At 63.2% G+C, this 16,133-nt stretch carries 19 protein-coding genes; 3 read left to right on the top strand and 16 right to left on the bottom strand.

Going from position 1 to position 16,133, the window contains the following annotated elements:
- Positions 1-48 precede the first annotated feature (48 nt).
- The 5 genes from EP376_RS12230 to EP376_RS12210 all read right to left on the bottom strand — a co-directional run bounded on the left by EP376_RS12230 (position 49) and on the right by EP376_RS12210 (position 4,015).
- Positions 49-891: a hypothetical protein gene (locus EP376_RS12230; protein WP_127655800.1), complete on the bottom strand. Its 843-nt coding sequence runs from the start codon at positions 889-891 to the stop codon at positions 49-51.
- A gap of 173 nt (positions 892-1,064) precedes the next feature.
- Positions 1,065-1,991: an OmpA family protein gene (locus EP376_RS12225; RefSeq protein ID WP_127655799.1), complete on the bottom strand. Its 927-nt coding sequence runs from the start codon at positions 1,989-1,991 to the stop codon at positions 1,065-1,067.
- Positions 1,988-2,560, bottom strand: coding sequence for a peroxidase-related enzyme (locus tag EP376_RS12220; RefSeq protein ID WP_127655798.1), 573 nt, complete (start codon positions 2,558-2,560; stop codon positions 1,988-1,990). The genes EP376_RS12225 and EP376_RS12220 overlap by 4 nt, the downstream gene beginning before the upstream one ends.
- Complete coding sequence (locus tag EP376_RS12215) at positions 2,553-3,290, bottom strand: GNAT family N-acetyltransferase (protein WP_203331033.1); 738 nt, start codon at positions 3,288-3,290, stop codon at positions 2,553-2,555. Before EP376_RS12215 ends, EP376_RS12220 begins: the two co-directional genes overlap by 8 nt.
- Positions 3,287-4,015, bottom strand: a complete 729-nt coding sequence (locus EP376_RS12210) for a competence/damage-inducible protein A (protein ID WP_127655797.1) — start codon at positions 4,013-4,015, stop codon at positions 3,287-3,289. The genes EP376_RS12215 and EP376_RS12210 overlap by 4 nt, the downstream gene beginning before the upstream one ends.
- Before the next feature lie 43 nt (positions 4,016-4,058).
- On the opposite strand from EP376_RS12210, the gene sfsA reads away from it, so the two are divergent.
- Positions 4,059-4,775, top strand: a complete 717-nt coding sequence (gene sfsA / locus EP376_RS12205) for a DNA/RNA nuclease SfsA (protein WP_127655796.1) — start codon at positions 4,059-4,061, stop codon at positions 4,773-4,775.
- Between the two features lie 84 nt (positions 4,776-4,859).
- Positions 4,860-5,672, top strand: a complete 813-nt coding sequence (map, locus tag EP376_RS12200) for a type I methionyl aminopeptidase (RefSeq protein WP_127655795.1) — start codon at positions 4,860-4,862, stop codon at positions 5,670-5,672.
- A 70-nt stretch (positions 5,673-5,742) separates the two neighbouring features.
- Here map and EP376_RS12195 read toward each other — a convergent pair whose 3' ends face one another.
- The 5 genes from EP376_RS12195 to EP376_RS12175 form a co-directional block, all read right to left on the bottom strand.
- Positions 5,743-6,453, bottom strand: a complete 711-nt coding sequence (locus EP376_RS12195) for a hypothetical protein (RefSeq protein ID WP_127655794.1) — start codon at positions 6,451-6,453, stop codon at positions 5,743-5,745.
- Between the two features lie 275 nt (positions 6,454-6,728).
- On the bottom strand, positions 6,729-7,133 hold the full coding sequence (locus tag EP376_RS12190) for a hypothetical protein (RefSeq protein ID WP_203331032.1): 405 nt from the start codon (positions 7,131-7,133) through the stop codon (positions 6,729-6,731).
- A gap of 85 nt (positions 7,134-7,218) precedes the next feature.
- Positions 7,219-7,845, bottom strand: a complete 627-nt coding sequence (locus EP376_RS12185) for an HAD family hydrolase (RefSeq protein WP_240652462.1) — start codon at positions 7,843-7,845, stop codon at positions 7,219-7,221.
- A gap of 5 nt (positions 7,846-7,850) precedes the next feature.
- Positions 7,851-8,414: a 16S rRNA (guanine(966)-N(2))-methyltransferase RsmD gene (gene rsmD, locus EP376_RS12180; protein WP_127655792.1), complete on the bottom strand. Its 564-nt coding sequence runs from the start codon at positions 8,412-8,414 to the stop codon at positions 7,851-7,853.
- Positions 8,411-9,625 (bottom strand): NAD(P)/FAD-dependent oxidoreductase, encoded by a 1,215-nt coding sequence (locus EP376_RS12175; RefSeq protein ID WP_127655791.1) that lies wholly within the window; start codon positions 9,623-9,625, stop codon positions 8,411-8,413. Before EP376_RS12175 ends, rsmD begins: the two co-directional genes overlap by 4 nt.
- A gap of 82 nt (positions 9,626-9,707) precedes the next feature.
- On the opposite strand from EP376_RS12175, the gene EP376_RS12170 reads away from it, so the two are divergent.
- Positions 9,708-10,196, top strand: coding sequence for a peroxiredoxin (locus EP376_RS12170; protein WP_127655790.1), 489 nt, complete (start codon positions 9,708-9,710; stop codon positions 10,194-10,196).
- A gap of 45 nt (positions 10,197-10,241) precedes the next feature.
- Here EP376_RS12170 and EP376_RS12165 read toward each other — a convergent pair whose 3' ends face one another.
- The 6 genes from EP376_RS12165 to EP376_RS12140 all read right to left on the bottom strand — a co-directional run bounded on the left by EP376_RS12165 (position 10,242) and on the right by EP376_RS12140 (position 16,088).
- Positions 10,242-10,535, bottom strand: coding sequence for a 4a-hydroxytetrahydrobiopterin dehydratase (locus EP376_RS12165; protein ID WP_127655789.1), 294 nt, complete (start codon positions 10,533-10,535; stop codon positions 10,242-10,244).
- Complete coding sequence (locus tag EP376_RS12160; RefSeq protein WP_127655958.1) at positions 10,532-11,719, bottom strand: GNAT family N-acetyltransferase; 1,188 nt, start codon at positions 11,717-11,719, stop codon at positions 10,532-10,534. Before EP376_RS12160 ends, EP376_RS12165 begins: the two co-directional genes overlap by 4 nt.
- 45 nt (positions 11,720-11,764) lie before the next feature.
- Positions 11,765-12,517, bottom strand: a complete 753-nt coding sequence (locus EP376_RS12155; RefSeq protein WP_127655788.1) for a glycerophosphodiester phosphodiesterase family protein — start codon at positions 12,515-12,517, stop codon at positions 11,765-11,767.
- Positions 12,514-12,978, bottom strand: coding sequence for a RidA family protein (locus tag EP376_RS12150; RefSeq protein WP_127655787.1), 465 nt, complete (start codon positions 12,976-12,978; stop codon positions 12,514-12,516). The genes EP376_RS12155 and EP376_RS12150 overlap by 4 nt, the downstream gene beginning before the upstream one ends.
- 63 nt (positions 12,979-13,041) lie before the next feature.
- Positions 13,042-14,340 (bottom strand): HlyD family type I secretion periplasmic adaptor subunit, encoded by a 1,299-nt coding sequence (locus EP376_RS12145; protein ID WP_127655786.1) that lies wholly within the window; start codon positions 14,338-14,340, stop codon positions 13,042-13,044.
- The gene (locus EP376_RS12140; RefSeq protein WP_127655785.1) at positions 14,337-16,088 is read right to left on the bottom strand and encodes a type I secretion system permease/ATPase; all 1,752 of its coding nucleotides are present in this window, start codon (positions 16,086-16,088) and stop codon (positions 14,337-14,339) included. Before EP376_RS12140 ends, EP376_RS12145 begins: the two co-directional genes overlap by 4 nt.
- Between the last annotated feature and the right edge of the window lie 45 nt (positions 16,089-16,133).

The following is a 16,133-nucleotide window of genomic DNA, read 5'->3' as shown; positions in this document are numbered from 1 at the left end:
TGAGACCCCGAATAAATGGCGCCGCTGCGGGGGGCAAGCGCGGATCGCTCAGCCGTCCTGTCCGGGACCGCCACGCCGGAGGAAATCGGACAGCCGATCCCGAATGGATTTCTCTTTCCGTTCCTTCAGCTCCCTCTGTTTCCTGTTGAACCGACGCATGTTCTGTTTCTGCTCTTCGTATTGGCGCAGCTGGGCCAGCCGACGGAACATCGTATTCTCGGACTGGTTGATCCTGTCGAAGAGTTCCCTGGCAAGCCGCTCCATCGGAGGATCGCCCTTCGCGGCGGAAAAGACGTCATGCAACATGAGCCGATCCAGTTCGCCACCCAGCAGACGGTAGGGCGGAAGATCCATCGGAAGCTTATGCCGTATCTTCGGATTGGGCCCATGTGCCAGCCGGGGCGCGAGCCCGGCAAACAGGCGTTCACTCTCGGTCAATTTGAGCATTGCGAAAAGGGTCGAGATCGCGAGCCCGGCGCGCCGCTGCGCTTCGTTCCTGCCAAATGTGGAAAACGTCGTCGCAGCCGAGATCAGCCATCGGGTCGGCAGTTCACTGCACATCCGATCGGTCTGCTCGGACCAGATCCGATGGAAAAGAACCTCAGCCGCGACCGGAGGATCATCGCGCCGAAGTACGGCGATCACCACCGAATGGAGAAGATGTAGCTCTGACTTGCCATCGAACTCGCGCGTCAGGGCATCGTGCTTGACCCGCAATGTGCTGTGGCGCAAGCGCGGTGCATCGGGGATAGCGACAACGATCCGTTCGGCAATGGCGTCGAGATCGGCATCAGCAGCGGGCAAGACCTCGCCGGGGGCGTCGTACGGGCTTCGGTAGCGGCGATAGAAGGCCTCCAACCCCGCAAGGTCGTCTTTGTAGATCGGGTTCACATCAACCTCCACAAAACGCTGCAGCAGACCACGCTCGCAGGATGATTTGCCTGCATGCGGGGCGTCCGGGTCGCCGCGGCAACACATTCCATCATATCATCTGGACTAGAAAACGATCTGGCATCCGACAAGTCTCGTTGCAATCTGTGCGCGAGACGCGGGAGCGCCAGTGTCTATTCGGTCGAAACGATGATCACTTCGACGCGCCTGTTGGCCTCTCGTCCCTCGGGTGTGAGGTTCGTGGCAATCGGTGAGAGATAGCCCATCCCCTGGGCATCGAGCTGGGCTCGACGCACGCCATATTCGGACACCAGTCGTTCAAGAACCGATCCCGCGCGCCGGCGCGACAGGGTGATGTTGCCGTCAAGCGAACCTTCGGCATCTGTGTGACCGACCAGCGCGACACGCCTGCCCTGATTGGCGTCCAGATAGGCGGCAAGCGCCCGCAATGAGGCGAAGGAGCCTTCGCCAAGCTGCGCAGAGCCGGTATCGAAACTCAGATCCGACAGGATCACCCGCCCGTCGACCTCAAGCCGCGCGCCAAAGTCGCCAAGGCTTCGCGGCGTAGGCTCGCGCATCGCGGGGCCGGACACCTGGGCGACGGGCGCAGACCCAGATGGCGCGACGCGGATGACCTGCACAAACGCCTCTCGCGAGGTCACGCTGGCCAGCACGCCAAGCGCCTCATCATCCCGCCGGGCGGAAAGAAACCGGAAATCACCCAGATCGACGTGCATTTCGGGTTCGGGCAGAACCTCGGTCGCGAACCGGAAATCAAAACCACCGCATTCTTCGGTTCCGCATTCAAAGACCACCTCGAACCCCGCATCCAGCAGCTGTTGGCGTAGGGGAAGGAGGGTTTGCAGGACACTCAACCCGCCCGCATCGATCCGCCAGGCCTGCCGTGTGACGGCCCCTTCGACGGCCCGGGTCGGCAACGTCCCGTCCCAGGGGCCGGTGGGCAGAAGATAGCGGTCGGGATCGGTCGTCTGATCATACATCGGGCGGGCATTTGCAGGAAAATCCAGCACCTGCCCCCGCAGCGGCCCGGGCAGCAGAACAAGGCTCAGCGCCAGCGCGGTGCAGATTGTCGCAATCATCGGGCCTGTGCGTGGTAGTCGTCGTTGGGACGCATATCCACTGCAGACGCGATCCTGTTCGTCATGTTGAAGAACCCGGCGACCGAGGCGATGTCCCAGATGTCCCGGTCGGTGAAACCGCTATCACGCAGCGCCTGCCTGTCACTTTCTTCGATCGCCGCACTTTGGGTCGTGACCTTTTCGGTAAAGGCCAGCATGGCCCTCTGCCGGGCATGAAGCGGCGCAGCGCGCCAGTTCATCACAAGCGTCTCGCCCAGCACCGGGTCGCCAGAGATTTGACGAACCGCCGCGCCATGGGCCGTGAGGCAGTAGAAGCATCTGTTGATCGATGAGACGACGACGGCGATCATCTCGCGTTCAAGTTTTGTCAGACCCGAAGGGGCTCGCATCAGGTCATCATGCATCGCCATGAAGGCCGAAAGCTTGGCCGGGTCGAAGGCATAGGCGCTCAGGACATTCGGGATCATGCCGAGCTTTTCGCGGCACTTGTCGAAATAGGCCTCGATCTCGGGCGGCAGGTCTGCAGCCGCCGGCAGGTCAAGCGCGGTTATCGGTGTCTCGTCAGTCATGGCCCTGCTGCCCCGGATGAATCCTGTAGTGATAATGTCCCACAGGCGTCATCCCGATGGAAGCATAGAGGCCATTGGCCGGCTGGTTGGCCTGTGTCACCAGAAGGCACAGGTGCTGCCCGCCCTGCCGCGCGGTCCAGCGCGCCGCCGCTTGCAGAAGCCGCGCGCCCAATCCGCGGCGCCGAAACCGGGGATGCACCTCGATCGCATGGATCATGCCGAGATCGCCTGACATGGCGACGAACGCGGTCGCCGCAGGCCGATCATCCGTGCGCCCGAGGATCGTCGTCTTGGCCCCCTCCACGCGATCCATGACGGCAAGGCGTGCCTCGCCGATCCCGCCGGCCTCCCAGATCTCGCGCTGAATGGCGAGCCATGGCCAGACCTCGAAGGTCGTCACCGGCGGCGGCAGGTCTTGCATGAGCCTGTCGACCGGGGCCGCATATGCCGTGACCGGATCTTTGATCGTGTAGCCCAGATCATCCAGCGCCTGATCAAGGGCTCTGTCATGATGCCGGATCATGAAAAGGGGCGTCTGTCGCAAGGCGCGCATGGCGTCTTCAGCGGCAGCGATTTCGGCGGCTGAGACCGGCGCTTCGGCAGTGGCAGCACTCACGCGGTTGCCGCCGCCCTGTCCTTCGCGGATACGGAACCCGCCAAGATCGCGGATCGAGGCGGGCGGCCATGTGGCATCGACAAGCCGGTAGATATCCTCCGGCGTCACGCTCATTCCGGGAAGGCGGCCCTGAGTTCCCCGAGGGCGGCGGCAACGGCATCGGCATCCTGCCCCCGAACGACGACCTGCGCACCGAAGACGCCATCCTTCTGGAACGGGTAGGAGCCGAACGACAGGCCCGGATAGCGCGCGACCAGATCCCCGAGGGGGCCGGCGATATCGCCCTCGCCCCGCAGGATGCGGATCGCATCCGACGTGAGCGGCGTGCCGCCGGTCAACGTCGGAAGCAGACCCTCGACCATCGCCTGAAAGATCGTCGGAACCCCGGCCATCACATGCACGTTGCCGATGGTGAACCCAGGCGCGGCGCTGACGGGATTGTCGATCAGGGTGGCCCCGTCCGGGATCCGGGCCATGCGCAGCCGCGCCGCGTTCATCTCGGTGCCGGCCTTGTCGTAATGGGCCTGAAGAATGGCCCGGGCATCGTCGCGCACACCGATGGCCACCCCAAAGGCGGCGGCGATGCAATCGGCGGTGATATCGTCATGCGTGGGCCCGATCCCGCCCGATGTGAAGACATGGGCATAGGCGCGGCGCAAACCGCTGACGGCCTCGACGATTGCGGGGCGGTCATCCGAAACAATCCGGACTTCGCGCAGGTCGATCCCGGCCTCCGTCAGCCGACCGGCAAGATAATGCATGTTGGCATCCCGCGTGCGGCCCGACAGGATTTCGTCTCCGATGACGAGCATGGCGGCGGTGGGATTCGGATGTGTCATGGCGGCTTCTCCCTGAAACTGGAGGAGGGTATAGGACGGGGCCATGCGCTTTGCCACTCCTCTTGTCCCTGCCCGGCTGACCCGCCGCTACAAACGGTTCCTCGCGGACATGACGCTTGATGCCGATGGTCGCGAGATCACGGCCCATTGCGCCAATCCGGGGTCGATGATGGGGCTGGCCGAACCCGGCACGCGATGCTGGCTGGAGCCGAACAACGACCCGAAGAAAAAGCTGAAATTCGGCTGGCGGTTGGTGGAGCATCCCGACGGCCACTTCACGGGCGTCGACACAGCCATCCCGAACCGGGTGGTCAGGGCCGCGCTCGAAGATCATCGGATCGAGGGACTGTCAGGCTATGAAACGGTGCGTCCGGAAGTTCGCTATGGCACGGGCAGCCGGGTCGATTTCCTGCTGTCAGGCGGGCCGGCCGACATCTATGTCGAGGTCAAGAGCGTGACGCTGTCGCGCGAGGCCGGGCTGGCCGAGTTTCCCGACAGCGTGACGGCGCGGGGCGCGCGGCACCTCGACGACCTCGCCAATGTGGCCCGGGCCGACGGCAGGTCCGTCATGTTGTTTCTGGTGCAAAGAACCGATGCCGCGACCGTGACGCTTGCCAATGACATCGACCCTGCCTATGCCGCGGCCTTCGACAGGGCGATGCGCGCCGGGGTCGAGGTCTTGTGCGTCGGAACGCGGATCAGCCCGGACGGGATAGACACGGACAAGGTGTTGCCGTTTCATCCGCCGACCCCCATCTGACATCCGATGAGGCGTTTTCCGGCTCCTCTGGCCCTTGGCCGCATGGTGAATTAGACTTGCAGTGTGAAATGACGGAGTGACGATTTGGACGAACACAAGGGCAGACTGACGAAGGATGGCATCCGGATCCACGAGGCGGCGGATTTCGCCGGGATGCGCAAGGCCGGTGAACTGGCGGCCCGAATCCTCGATGAGATCGCCGAACATGTGTTCGTGGGCCAGACCACCGGCGAGATCGACCGCATCATCACCGAGAAGGTCGAACAGGCCGGCGCGGTATCCGCGACGATCGGATACAAGGGCTATCGCCATGCTTCCTGTATCAGCGTCAATCACGTCGTGTGCCACGGCATTCCCGGCGACAAGAAGCTCAAGGATGGCGACATCCTGAATATCGACGTGACCGTCATCGTCGATGGCTGGTTCGGCGATACGAGCCGGATGTATACCGCAGGCCAGATCAGCCGGAAGGCGGAGCGCCTGATCCAGGTAACGCACGATTCCCTGATGCTCGGGATCGAGGCTGCGAAACCCGGCAATACCTTCGGGGATATCGGGTCCGCCATCCAGACCTACGTGGAACGTCAACGCATGTCGGTGGTGCGCGATTTCTGCGGTCATGGACTGGGGCGCGTGTTTCACGCGCCGCCCAATGTCCTGCATTACGGGCGTCCCGGAACCGGACCCCGGCTGGAAGAGGGGATGTTCTTCACCATCGAACCGATGGTCAATCTCGGCCGGCCGGAAACCAAGATCCTCGCCGATGACTGGACGGCCGTCACGCGGGACAAATCCCTGTCAGCCCAGTTCGAGCATTCGATCGGGATCACCGCGACGGGCTGCGAAATCTTTACCCCGTCGCCGGCTAACCTGTTTCACCCGACCAATCCGTCCTGATCGACACGCAAACGAAAACGCGGCGCCAATGGCGCCGCGCTTTATCACTATTGTGACTTGTGTCTGAGCCTCAGGCCCGGTTCGCCCGGCGACGCGACAACGCCCCGGCACCCAGAAGCCCGGTCAGCAAAAGCAGACCAGCGGCCGGCAGCGGAACGGCAGAAACCGTCACGAGGTTCTGGCCGGTATCCCTTCCCCGGTCGGGGCCGTAACCGGCAACCTCCAGAAACGTCATGTTCCAAAGCTTGTCACCCGTATAGCTGAGCGCGTTGGCGATATAGGTCGCAGCAAGGCCATTGCTTCCGTTCGACGACGCGCTGAAAAGACCGCTCATCAGATCGAGCACACCGCTGTCATCTTCATAAGCGGCTTCCCAAAGGGCCATCTGGAACGCAGCCGCCTGATCTGCGTTCGAGAAATCGACATCGTCGTAATTCGCATCGAACATAAGCTGGATCCGGTCGCGTGCGACCGCCGTCAGGCCAAAGCTGTTGGAAAACGGATTATCTGTCACCGAGTAGAGTTGCGTATCTCCCGTGCCCATCAGGAGGTGAGAGACATCGAGGCACCATGCAACGAAGGACCCCATGTCACCCGTCGTATCGGTCACGTTGAACCCTGTCGCGCCAACCTGATTGGGCGTTCCAGCAACCGGCGAGGCGCCGATATTCACCGTTTGAATATTGGCGGTGTAGCTGTCGAGCTGAAGCGTGAGAGCATTCGCTGCTCCGCCAAGCAACCCGACTGCCGCGAAACCCGCGGCGAGAACAAAACGCTTCATATCACTTCCTCCAATAAGACAGCAGCAAGAGGGCGGAAATAGTGCCCTTTCGAATATTAGTAGTATCCCGGATGAGCGCCTTCCGGAAATCAAATCGGGCGAAATTGTGGCAAATACAACCAGTCCGTGCAATTCGGGCCATCGAGCCCCATTGGCCTCAACCCGATTGTTTCTTCAGGCGCAACAGACTGATCCAGACCCCCTGAACTGATGCCAAGACCGGTGGAGTGATCTGCGAATCACTCCTGCGCGGCCAGGACTGTGCGATCGACCCGCTATTCGGGCCGGATGCGCGGCTGTCTGCGCTCCTCCTGTCGCGCACGCTCTTCGTCGACAAAGGCTTGCGGGATGCCCCGTCGGATATCGACGACACCTTTTCTGCGGAACGGCAGATCCGGAACAGGCTCCGCCACGATCCCGCCAAAGCGCGCCTCGTGGATATAGGCCGGCCGACCCTTGATCAGGCAGATCACACCCAGACATGAGAACCTCTCATCCGAGCCGTCGAGGCCGAATTCGAAGCCGCCCGAAAGACTGATGTTCCCGAACCGGTAGCGATGCCCCTCACGGTCGGTGGCAGTCTCCCGGCAGGAATTGCAGAAATGCCATGGATAACGGGGGAAGTGCTTTATCGACACGCCGCAGCCGGGGCAGAAATGGTTGGTATCAGGGTCACTCATCACGGGGTGCCTCCTCGCGGGGAAATGAACCGAGGGCCGTTACAGACCAAGCAGATGCCGCACCTCCGCCATCGACGCCNGGCCGTTACAGACCAAGCAGATGCCGGACCTCCGCCATCGACGCTACCGGTTCGGCGCCCGCCTCGGCAAGGATGGCCGCCGGTGTCTCGCCTGCATAGCTGATTGTCCGGACCCCGGCGGCGATCCCTGCCGCACATCCGGTCGCGCTATCGTCGACAAATACGGTCTCGGACCGGTCCGCACCGACCTGCGCCATCGCGTGAAGGATCATGTCCGGCGCGGGTTTCGGCGCGAAATCCTCACGGCTCATGATGCGGCCATCGAACCTGTCCCACAGCCCGTGAGGCGCAAGGGTATGGCGCATCTTCTGATAGGGGCCGTTAGAGGCGACCCAGATCTGGGCGCCCGTCGCCTCGACGGCCGCGATAAGATCGAGGACGCCGTCGATCAGCGGCACGCCTTGGGAAAGGCGGGCGAACATCTTTTCATAGAACCGGTCGACCCAATCGTCGGGCAGGTCGCCCCCCATGGCGCGCGCCTGTCGAAAGACGCCTTCCATCGTTCCGCCGACGAACAAGGACTGCATGTCCCTGGATCGCAGAGACAAGCCCCGCGCGTTCAGATCCTCGAGAAGGAGCGCGTTGACCGGGCCCTCACTGTCCACAAGGACGCCGTCACAATCGAAAATCACGAGTTTCAAGATGGATCCGCCTTGAGAAAGGTAAGATGGGCGTCGCCATAGCGGCGATGCTCGATCAGCGAAAACCCTGCGGGCGGCGGTTGCGGAGAACGTTCTTCCCAGACCACCACCGCGCCGGGGGCGATCCAGCCCTGCGCGCGCGCCACGCCCAGCGCCGGTGCTCCGAGCCCCTTTGCATAGGGCGGATCGAGAAAGACAAGATCTGCCCCCTCCTCTGCCGTCGGAAGGGACCGCACATCGACCTTCAGAACCCGGGCGTCCTCGTCACGCCCGGCGCGGCGCAGGTTCTGCCGGATCAGGTTCTGTGCCACGCGGCCATCGTCGACAAAGGTGGCATGCGCCGCGCCGCGCGACAATGCCTCGAGGCCCAGCGCGCCGGTTCCTGCAAACAGATCGAGGACATGGGCACCGGTCACCGGATCGCCGAACCGCCCCCCTGTCAGCACGTTGAACAGCGCCTCCCGCACGCGATCCGACGTCGGCCTGAGCGAGGCCCCCTTGTCACCCACGCCCACGGCGGCAAGTGTCAGGCCACGATGTCTGCCTGCGATGATCCTCACGCCTTCAGAAGCGCCTTGAGGTCTGTCGCCGGATCGCTCACCGCCTCGGGCGCGGGGGATTTTCCGCTTTCGATCAGGCGCTTGCCCACCATGTAGGCGCGGCTGTCGTTCATCGCGTCGACCGCGATCAGACGACCCTGGCGATAATACCAGTGCGACCTTGCGCCCGCGCCGCTGTCACGCACATGGATGGCGTCATACCCGGCATTCAGCCCCGCGATCTGAAGCTTGCAATCGTATTGATCCGACCAGAACCAAGGCTTGGGCGCATATTCGGTTTCCTGACCCATCATGTTCAGCGCGGCCACCTCGGCCATGTCGATCGCGTTGCCGACGGATTCCAGCCGGATGCGCCGCCCTTCGAACAGGCACGACGCACAATCGCCGGCGGCCCAGATATGGGGATCAGAGGTGCGGCAATGGCTGTCGGTCTCGATCCCGTTCTCGACGCTGAGCCCGGCCGAGGCGGCAAGGATCGTCGCGGGTTCGATCCCCACGCCGACAACGACGAAATCGGTGGCGATCTCTTCGCCGGTGGTGAGCCGCGCGCCGGTGACCCTGTCTTCCCCAAGGAGCCGTTCCAGCCCCGTCTTTTCGAGGATCTTGACGCCATGAGAACCATGGAGATCACGGAAGAAGGCAGAGGTTTCGGGCGCGGCGACACGCTGCAGGATGCGATCCGCAGCCTCGACCAGTGTGACCTCGAGCCCCTTCTTGGCGCAGACCGCCGCAGCCTCGAGCCCGATATATCCGCCGCCCACGATCAGGACCTTGCGCCCGGCGACAAGTTCCGGCGCCATGCCATCGGCGTCGCGCAGGTCCCGCATCGTCATCACGCCATCGAGATCACCGCCGATCGCGGCAGGAAGCGTCCGCGGATGGGAGCCCGTGGTCAGCGCAAGCGCATCATAGTGGATCGGCTCCTCGCCGGCCTCGAGGGTCAGGATCCGGTCCACGGGATCAATGCCCACCGCACGGGTCGAGAGTTTCAGTTCGATCCCGTGTTCGGCGTAATAGCTTTCGGGCCTGAGGTAGAGCCTCTCTTCCTCCATCTCGCCGAGAAGGTAGGCCTTCGACAGGGGCGGTCGCTGATACGGCGGCACATCTTCCGCGCCGACAAGAGTGATCTTGCCGTCAAAACCAGAGGATCGGAGCTTTGCGACCAGCGAAGATCCGGCCTGACCAGCGCCAACGACGACGAAGTGGCTCATGAAGTGACCCTTTTTCATGGTTTCCCGCGTTGCGAACCCTATATCGCCGCAGAGAAAAGTTCACACCCAAAAAGGCCCAGTCATGACTATTGAAACAGGTGATACCCTTCCCGACGCAACGCTTCTGACCATCGGCCCTGACGGTCCTGCGCCCGTCTCGATGGCCGAGAAGACAGGCGGCCGCAAGGTTGCGATCTTTGGCGTGCCCGGCGCCTATACCGGCACCTGCACCAATGCCCACGTCCCCAGCTTTATCCGGTCGATGGATGCGCTCAAGGACAAGGGCGTCGACGAGGTGATCTGCGTCTCGGTCAACGACCCCTTCGTCATGGATGCATGGGGCGACTCGACCGGTGCGAAATCAGCGGGCATTTCCATGCTTGGCGATGCGGACGGATCGTTCACGAAGGCCATCGGCATGGATTGGACAGCGGCGGGTGCCGGCTTCTTCGGCCGGTCCAGGCGCTATTCGATGCTGGTCGAAGACGGCAAGGTCACTATCCTGAACCCCGAATCCGGCCCCGGCGAATGCGACATTTCCGCGGGTGAGACGCTCGTCTCTCAGATCTGAAGGGTCTGGGCCGGGTGTCGGACCACCCGGCCCATGCGCCATCCGTCAGGCCAGCTGATCCATCTTGCGGGCAAGATCGACATCCAGCTGGCTGAGCCCCCCGGCATCATGAGTTGTCAGCGTGACGTTGACCGTCTTGTAGACGTTGTCCCATTCGGGGTGGTGGTTCATCTTTTCCGCCCAGATCGCGGCCTTTGACATGAAGCCGAAGGCTTCGACGAAATTCGCGAAGGTATACGTCTTGCGGATCGCGTCGCGATCGCCGCACGGCTCCCAACCATTCGCGCCAAGTTCCGAGATCGCGGTATCGCGTGCGGCGGGATCAAGCTTGTCGGTCATTGCTGTTCCTCCTGGGAATGTCTGCGAAACGGGCCGTAACTGGTCAGCACCTCGATCTCGTGATCGACTGCGTCCCGTTCGGCCCTGAGATAGCGCTGGATCGCTTCCCGGAAGCCCGGATCGGCGATCCAGTGCAGCGAATGCGTCTCGACGGGCAGGTAACCCCGCGCAAGTTTATGTTCGCCCTGCGCGCCAGCCTCGACCCGGTCGAGGCCATGTTCGATCGCATAATCGATCGCACGGTAGTAGCACAGTTCGAAGTGCAGGAAGGGGTGATGTTCGATACAGCCCCAATAGCGCCCATAGAGCGTGTGCCGCCCGATGAAGTTCAGTGCGCCCGCGACAGCCCGGCCCTCGCGCATCGCAAGCACCAGAAGAACATCGTCGCGCATCTTTTCCTGCACGATGTCGAAGAAGGCGCGGGTCAGGTAGGGCGTGCCCCATTTGCGCGCGCCGGTATCCTGGTAGAATTGCCAGAAGGCATCCCAATGCGCAGGCTCGATCTGGTCTCCGGTCAGGGACACGATCTCACCGCCGAATTCGGCCGCGCCCCGGCGTTCCTTGCGGATCGTCTTGCGCTTGCGCGACGACAACGCCGCCAGAAAATCGTCAAAGCTGTCGTAGCCGTCGTTTTCCCAGTGAAACTGCTGACCCGTGCGGCGCAGAAGACCGATCTCTTCGCCGGCGATGGCCTCGACCTCGGTGCAGAAGGTGATGTGAAGCGAGGATAATTCGTTGTCCGAGGCGATCTGGATCGCCCCTTGCAAGAGCGCGGATATGCCTTCGCTCTCCATGCCCGGTCGCGTCAGAAACCGCCTGCCGGTCGCTGGCGTGAACGGCACCGCGATCTGAAGCTTGGGGTAATAGCGCCCGCCCGCATTCTCGTAGGCATGGGCCCAGTTGTGATCGAAAATGTATTCGCCCTGGCTGTGGCCCTTGGCATAAAGCGGGGCGGCGGCAATCATTTCGCCATCCATCCGCGCCGTCAGATATCGCGGCTGCCAGCCGGAGCCGCGACCGACGGACCCGCTATCCTCAAGCGCCTTGAGAAACCGGTAGGTCGTGAACGGATCGTCCGGACGACCGCCATCCGCAGCCTCGGGGCAGGCACAGTAATCCCATTCGGCCTCGGCGATTTCGCCGAAGTCGGGGTGAACCGAAATCTCGATCTGTGCGCCATCCATCATGGTCGATAACCTGTCCCGGTCTGCCCGCCGGTCAAGGCGCAATCAGGCAAGATAGCCTTCGAATGTCACCTGTTCGGCAACCTTTCTGGCCTCGGCCTCGGCCTCGGGGGATCGCACCGTCCAGCACAGGATCGTGGCGCCCCGTTGCTTGAGTTCCGCCACCCGTGGACGATCGAGGTCGGCCGCCTCGTGGCTGATGAAAGAGGCGCCGACCCGGTCAAAGTCACCGATCTGCCTGAGCGTGTCGCGGACGGGGGCAGGCAGGGTCGGTGTCGAGGCCTCGGAATAGCTCTCGGTCACGATCCCGCGCGGGATATCGGGCAATTCCTCGGCCAGAACGGCCACCGAATGCGGGTTGAACGACATCACTGCGACCGGCCCGTCGTAGGCCGCGATCAACCGGGCGGCCGCACGTTCGAGCCGCCCGACATCGGGGCCCATGGCGCCGTCCTGATCCTTGAACTCGATCAGGAGCGGCACCCGCCCCGCGACCTGCCCAAGGATATCGGCCAGCGTGGGAATACCCGTCGGGCCACCGGAAAGACCGATCGACGCAAGCTCTGCAGCGCTGCGCTGCGCCACGGCCCCGGACGCGCCCGTCAGGCGTCCGAGGTCGTAGTCATGGAACACCATCGGCACATCGTCAGAGGACAGCTGAAGATCGATCTCGATCCCATAGCCGGCCGCGATGGCGGCTGCGATCGCCTCGCGGCTGTTTTCGGGCCGGCCATCGGAGCGATCATGCAAAGCCCGATGCGCAAAGGGCCGCGCGATAAATGATGCAGGCAAGGTCATTCGATTTCGAAGATCCCCTCGATCTCGACCGCGACACCCAGCGGCAATGCCGCGACGCCAACGGCCGAGCGTGCATGACGCCCCGCATCACCCAATGCCTCGACAAGGAAATCCGACGCGCCGTTGATGACCTTGGGCTGATCGGTAAATTCGGGGGCGGAATTGACGAAACCCGTCAGCTTGACGATCCGCACCAGCCGATCGAGGTCACCGTCGCAAGCGGCCTTGACCTGCGACAGCAGGTTGATGGCACAGACCTTGGCGGCGGCAGCGCCCTCTTCCACGGACATCCCGGCACCCAGCCGGCCGAGGATCAGGCCACTGGCATCCATGCTGATCTGACCCGAAACATAAAGCGTGTCGCCCTGACGGACGGAGGGCACATAATTGGCCGCCGGCGCCGCAGCGTCAGGCAGGCTCACGCCCAATTCGGCCAGTCGTGTTTCGATCTTTCCTGCCATCTTCCTCGCTCCGGTATGAATGCTGACAAGGCGGAAGCTAATCCGCCCTGCCGACAGAGGCAATCAGCCCTCGCGGAACGCCTTGGCGAAGTAATCCGTCAGCGGTTTCACGAGGTAATCGAGAGGGCTGCGTTCCTGCGTGGCAAGAAACGCCTCGACCGGCATCCCCGGAAGGAGCGACATTTCGGGCGGCAGCCGTTCCACCTCGCCCTCGGACAGAACGATCTGGGCCCGGTAATAGCTGGTCTGGGTGTTCTCGTCGGTGAAGGCGTCGGCCGAGACCTGCGTCACCGAGCCGAAAAGCTCCGGCGTCCTGCGCTGATCAAAGGCCGAAAAGCGAAGGGCCACGACCTGGCCCAGATAGACCTGATCGATATCCTGCGGCTGCACGCGGCTGGTGATGATCAGCGGCCGATCCTGCGGGATCACATACATCACCGGATCGGCCGACTGGATGACCGAGCGTTCGGCAAAGACCTGCATGCCATAGACAATGCCACTGACCGGGGACCGGATTTCCAGCCGGTCGAGTTGTGTCTTGAGAGAGCGACGCCGTTCGGCCAGTTCGATCTCGTTGAACTGAAGGTCCCGCAGGCGGGTGATCGCCTCTTCGCGGCGGCTCGTTCCGATGCGCAGGATCTCGATCTCGAGCTCTGTGATCCGGCCCTCGGCCTGCGCCTTGGTCGCGGTCAATTCGCCGAACTGGCCCGCGACATTGGCCGCCTCGCGACGCAGGGCCAGAACCCGGGTGGCCTGTGCCAGACCGCGATCCAGCAGGGTCTGCTGGGATTCAAGTTCCTCTTCCAGCAGGGACAGCTGTTCCTCGACAGCAGCCTGCTGCGCGACGATCCCGTCGATCTGGTTCGAGATCTGATCGCGGCGGCGCGCCAGCTGTTCCTTTTCCTGATCCTCCGCCTCGATCCGGGCCTGAAACAGGCGCTTTTGCCCGTCGATTAGTTCCGGAACGACGGGATTGTCGCTTTGCAGAAGCTCTTCGGGAAACTCGATCTCCTCGGCATTGTCACGCTCGGCCTCGAACCGGGCGCGGCGGGCAAGCACCTCGAAAAGCTGACCTTCGACCACCGCGAGATCAGAGCGGAGGTTTTCCGCGTCAAGACGGATCAGAACCTCGCCCGCCTCGACGGTGTCGCCCTCCTTGACCAGGATCTCGGCGACGATGCCCCCGTCGGGGTGCTGGATGACCTGCCGGTTGGTCTCGACCTCGATCTGCCCCTGCGCGATCACCGCGCCCGTGATCCGGCTCATGACCGACCACGTGCCAAGGCCCCCCACCAGAACCAGAAGGGCCGCCGCGCCGATCAGCATCGGCTTGCGCACCGACCATTGTTTGCCGCCGCTCATGATATCCCTGCCTGGCCGGTCGATTTCTGGATCGTCTCGGCATTCTTGACCATGTCGCGCAGAACCTCGTCCTTGGGGCCGAAAGCGCGGCGTGTTCCATTCTCAAGGATCAGAAGCTTGTCGCATTCCTGAATGGCGGCCGGACGGTGCGCCATGATCAGGACAATCCGGCCCTGCTCCTTGAACTCGCGAATGGCGGCATTCAGGGCCTGCCCGCCTTCGTTGTCGAGGTTGGAATTCGGCTCGTCCAGAACCAGCATCACCGGTTCGCCATACATGGCGCGCGCCAGCCCGATCCTCTGGACCTGTCCGCCCGACAGACGACCGCCCGTCGAGGTGACCCGCGTGTCATAGCCTTGCGGCAGCCGCAGGATCATCTCGTGTGCGCCGGCACGCTTGGCCGCTGCAACGACAGCGGCATCATCGGGATCGGGCGACAAGCGCGCGATGTTTTCCTTGATTGTGCCATCGAACAGCGCGACCCGCTGCGGGAGATAGCCGACGTATTTGCCAAGGATGTCGGGTTCGTACTGATCGAGCGCCGCACCATCGAGCCGCACGCGCCCGGCGGCTGGCGACAGGAAGCCGGTCAACGCCTTGGCAAGCGTTGACTTCCCGGCCCCCGACGTGCCGATCACGCCCACGGCCTCGCCCGGCTGAACTGAAAAACTGATCATTCGGAGCGTGGCCGTCGGCTCTCCGGGCAGGAAGACGGTGGCCTGTTCGACATCCAGTTTGGCCTTGGGTTGCGGAAGGGCCGTGCGCTTTTGCCCGTCGCGGACATAGCCCAGAAGAACGCCGAGGTTCTTCCAGCCGTCGCGCGCGCGCTGAAACACGGACGCCTGTCCGACGATCATCTCGATCGGGGCCAGCGCCCGGCCCAGAAGAATGGATCCGGCGATCATCGCGCCCGCCGAAATCTGGTTCTGCAGCACCAGATAGGCCCCGAGACCCAACATCGCCGATTGCAGCAGAAGCCGGACCGCCTTGATCACGGATGAGAACGTCCCTGTGTGATCGGTTGCGCCGATCGCGGCGGTCAGGGATTCGCCCCGGGCATTCTGCCAGCGCGAAAACGCGGCACCGCGCATCCCCAGCGCAAGGACCAGTTCGGCCTCCTGCCGGATCTGGCCGCCCATCTGTTCGGCGACATGCGCCGTCGCCGAGGCCCGCGACAACGGTCCTCTCGAGATGATCTGGTTCATGACCGCCAGCGTCAGAAGGATCGCCGCACCCACCAGCGCGAGGTAACCCATCCACGGATGGAAGATGAAGATGCCAAGGAAGAACAGGGGCGCGAACGGCAGGTCATAGACGGCCATCAACGCCGGAGACACCAGAAGCCGCTGGATCGATTCGAGGTCTTTCTGCGCTGTCGCCGCCTCCTTGTGGACATCGGGCATCGTCGCCCCGCGGATCGAGGCGGCAAAGACCCGTTCATCGAGATCGGCCTGAAAGCGGGCGCCAACGCGCCCCATGACACGGCCCCGGACGACGTCGAGCAGCCCCATCATCGCGAAGAGGAACGCCACGAGGACCGACAACGCCAGCAACGTCTCGACTGACCGGGAACCAAGCACCCGATCATAGACGTTCAGCATATAGAGCGGGCCCGTCAGCATCAGCGCGTTCACGAAAAAGCTGAACACGGCGACGGCCCAGAACAGGGGCCTGCTCCGGCGTCGGACAGACCTCAGTTCGGAGATGCCTTCCTGTATTCTGCGCCCTTGCGGATCAGCGGTGGCCATGACCGTTTAACCCTCGTTCAGATACAATCATCTCGACCTTCCCGA

It is taken from the genome of Alexandriicola marinus (genome assembly GCF_004000435.1).
In the GTDB taxonomy this organism is placed as follows: Bacteria; Pseudomonadota; Alphaproteobacteria; order Rhodobacterales; family Rhodobacteraceae; genus Alexandriicola; species Alexandriicola marinus.
This window is presented reverse-complemented; position numbering and strand designations above follow the sequence as displayed.

Coding starts and splice junctions, on each gene's coding strand:
- EP376_RS12220 (WP_127655798.1), bottom strand. CDS start 2,560: ATGACTGACGAGACACCGATAACCGCGCTTGACCTGCCGGCGGCTGCA.
- EP376_RS12225 (WP_127655799.1), bottom strand. CDS start 1,991: ATGATTGCGACAATCTGCACCGCGCTGGCGCTGAGCCTTGTTCTGCTG.
- EP376_RS12160 (WP_127655958.1), bottom strand. CDS start 11,719: ATGGATGGCGCACAGATCGAGATTTCGGTTCACCCCGACTTCGGCGAA.
- EP376_RS12210 (WP_127655797.1), bottom strand. CDS start 4,015: ATGACACATCCGAATCCCACCGCCGCCATGCTCGTCATCGGAGACGAA.
- EP376_RS12155 (WP_127655788.1), bottom strand. CDS start 12,517: ATGACCTTGCCTGCATCATTTATCGCGCGGCCCTTTGCGCATCGGGCT.
- EP376_RS12195 (WP_127655794.1), bottom strand. CDS start 6,453: ATGAAGCGTTTTGTTCTCGCCGCGGGTTTCGCGGCAGTCGGGTTGCTT.
- EP376_RS12145 (WP_127655786.1), bottom strand. CDS start 14,340: ATGAGCGGCGGCAAACAATGGTCGGTGCGCAAGCCGATGCTGATCGGC.
- EP376_RS12170 (WP_127655790.1), top strand. CDS start 9,708: ATGACTATTGAAACAGGTGATACCCTTCCCGACGCAACGCTTCTGACC.
- EP376_RS12150 (WP_127655787.1), bottom strand. CDS start 12,978: ATGGCAGGAAAGATCGAAACACGACTGGCCGAATTGGGCGTGAGCCTG.
- EP376_RS12175 (WP_127655791.1), bottom strand. CDS start 9,625: ATGAGCCACTTCGTCGTCGTTGGCGCTGGTCAGGCCGGATCTTCGCTG.
- EP376_RS12165 (WP_127655789.1), bottom strand. CDS start 10,535: ATGACCGACAAGCTTGATCCCGCCGCACGCGATACCGCGATCTCGGAA.
- EP376_RS12140 (WP_127655785.1), bottom strand. CDS start 16,088: ATGGCCACCGCTGATCCGCAAGGGCGCAGAATACAGGAAGGCATCTCC.
- EP376_RS12215 (WP_203331033.1), bottom strand. CDS start 3,290: ATGAGCGTGACGCCGGAGGATATCTACCGGCTTGTCGATGCCACATGG.
- sfsA (WP_127655796.1), top strand. CDS start 4,059: ATGCGCTTTGCCACTCCTCTTGTCCCTGCCCGGCTGACCCGCCGCTAC.
- EP376_RS12190 (WP_203331032.1), bottom strand. CDS start 7,133: ATGAGTGACCCTGATACCAACCATTTCTGCCCCGGCTGCGGCGTGTCG.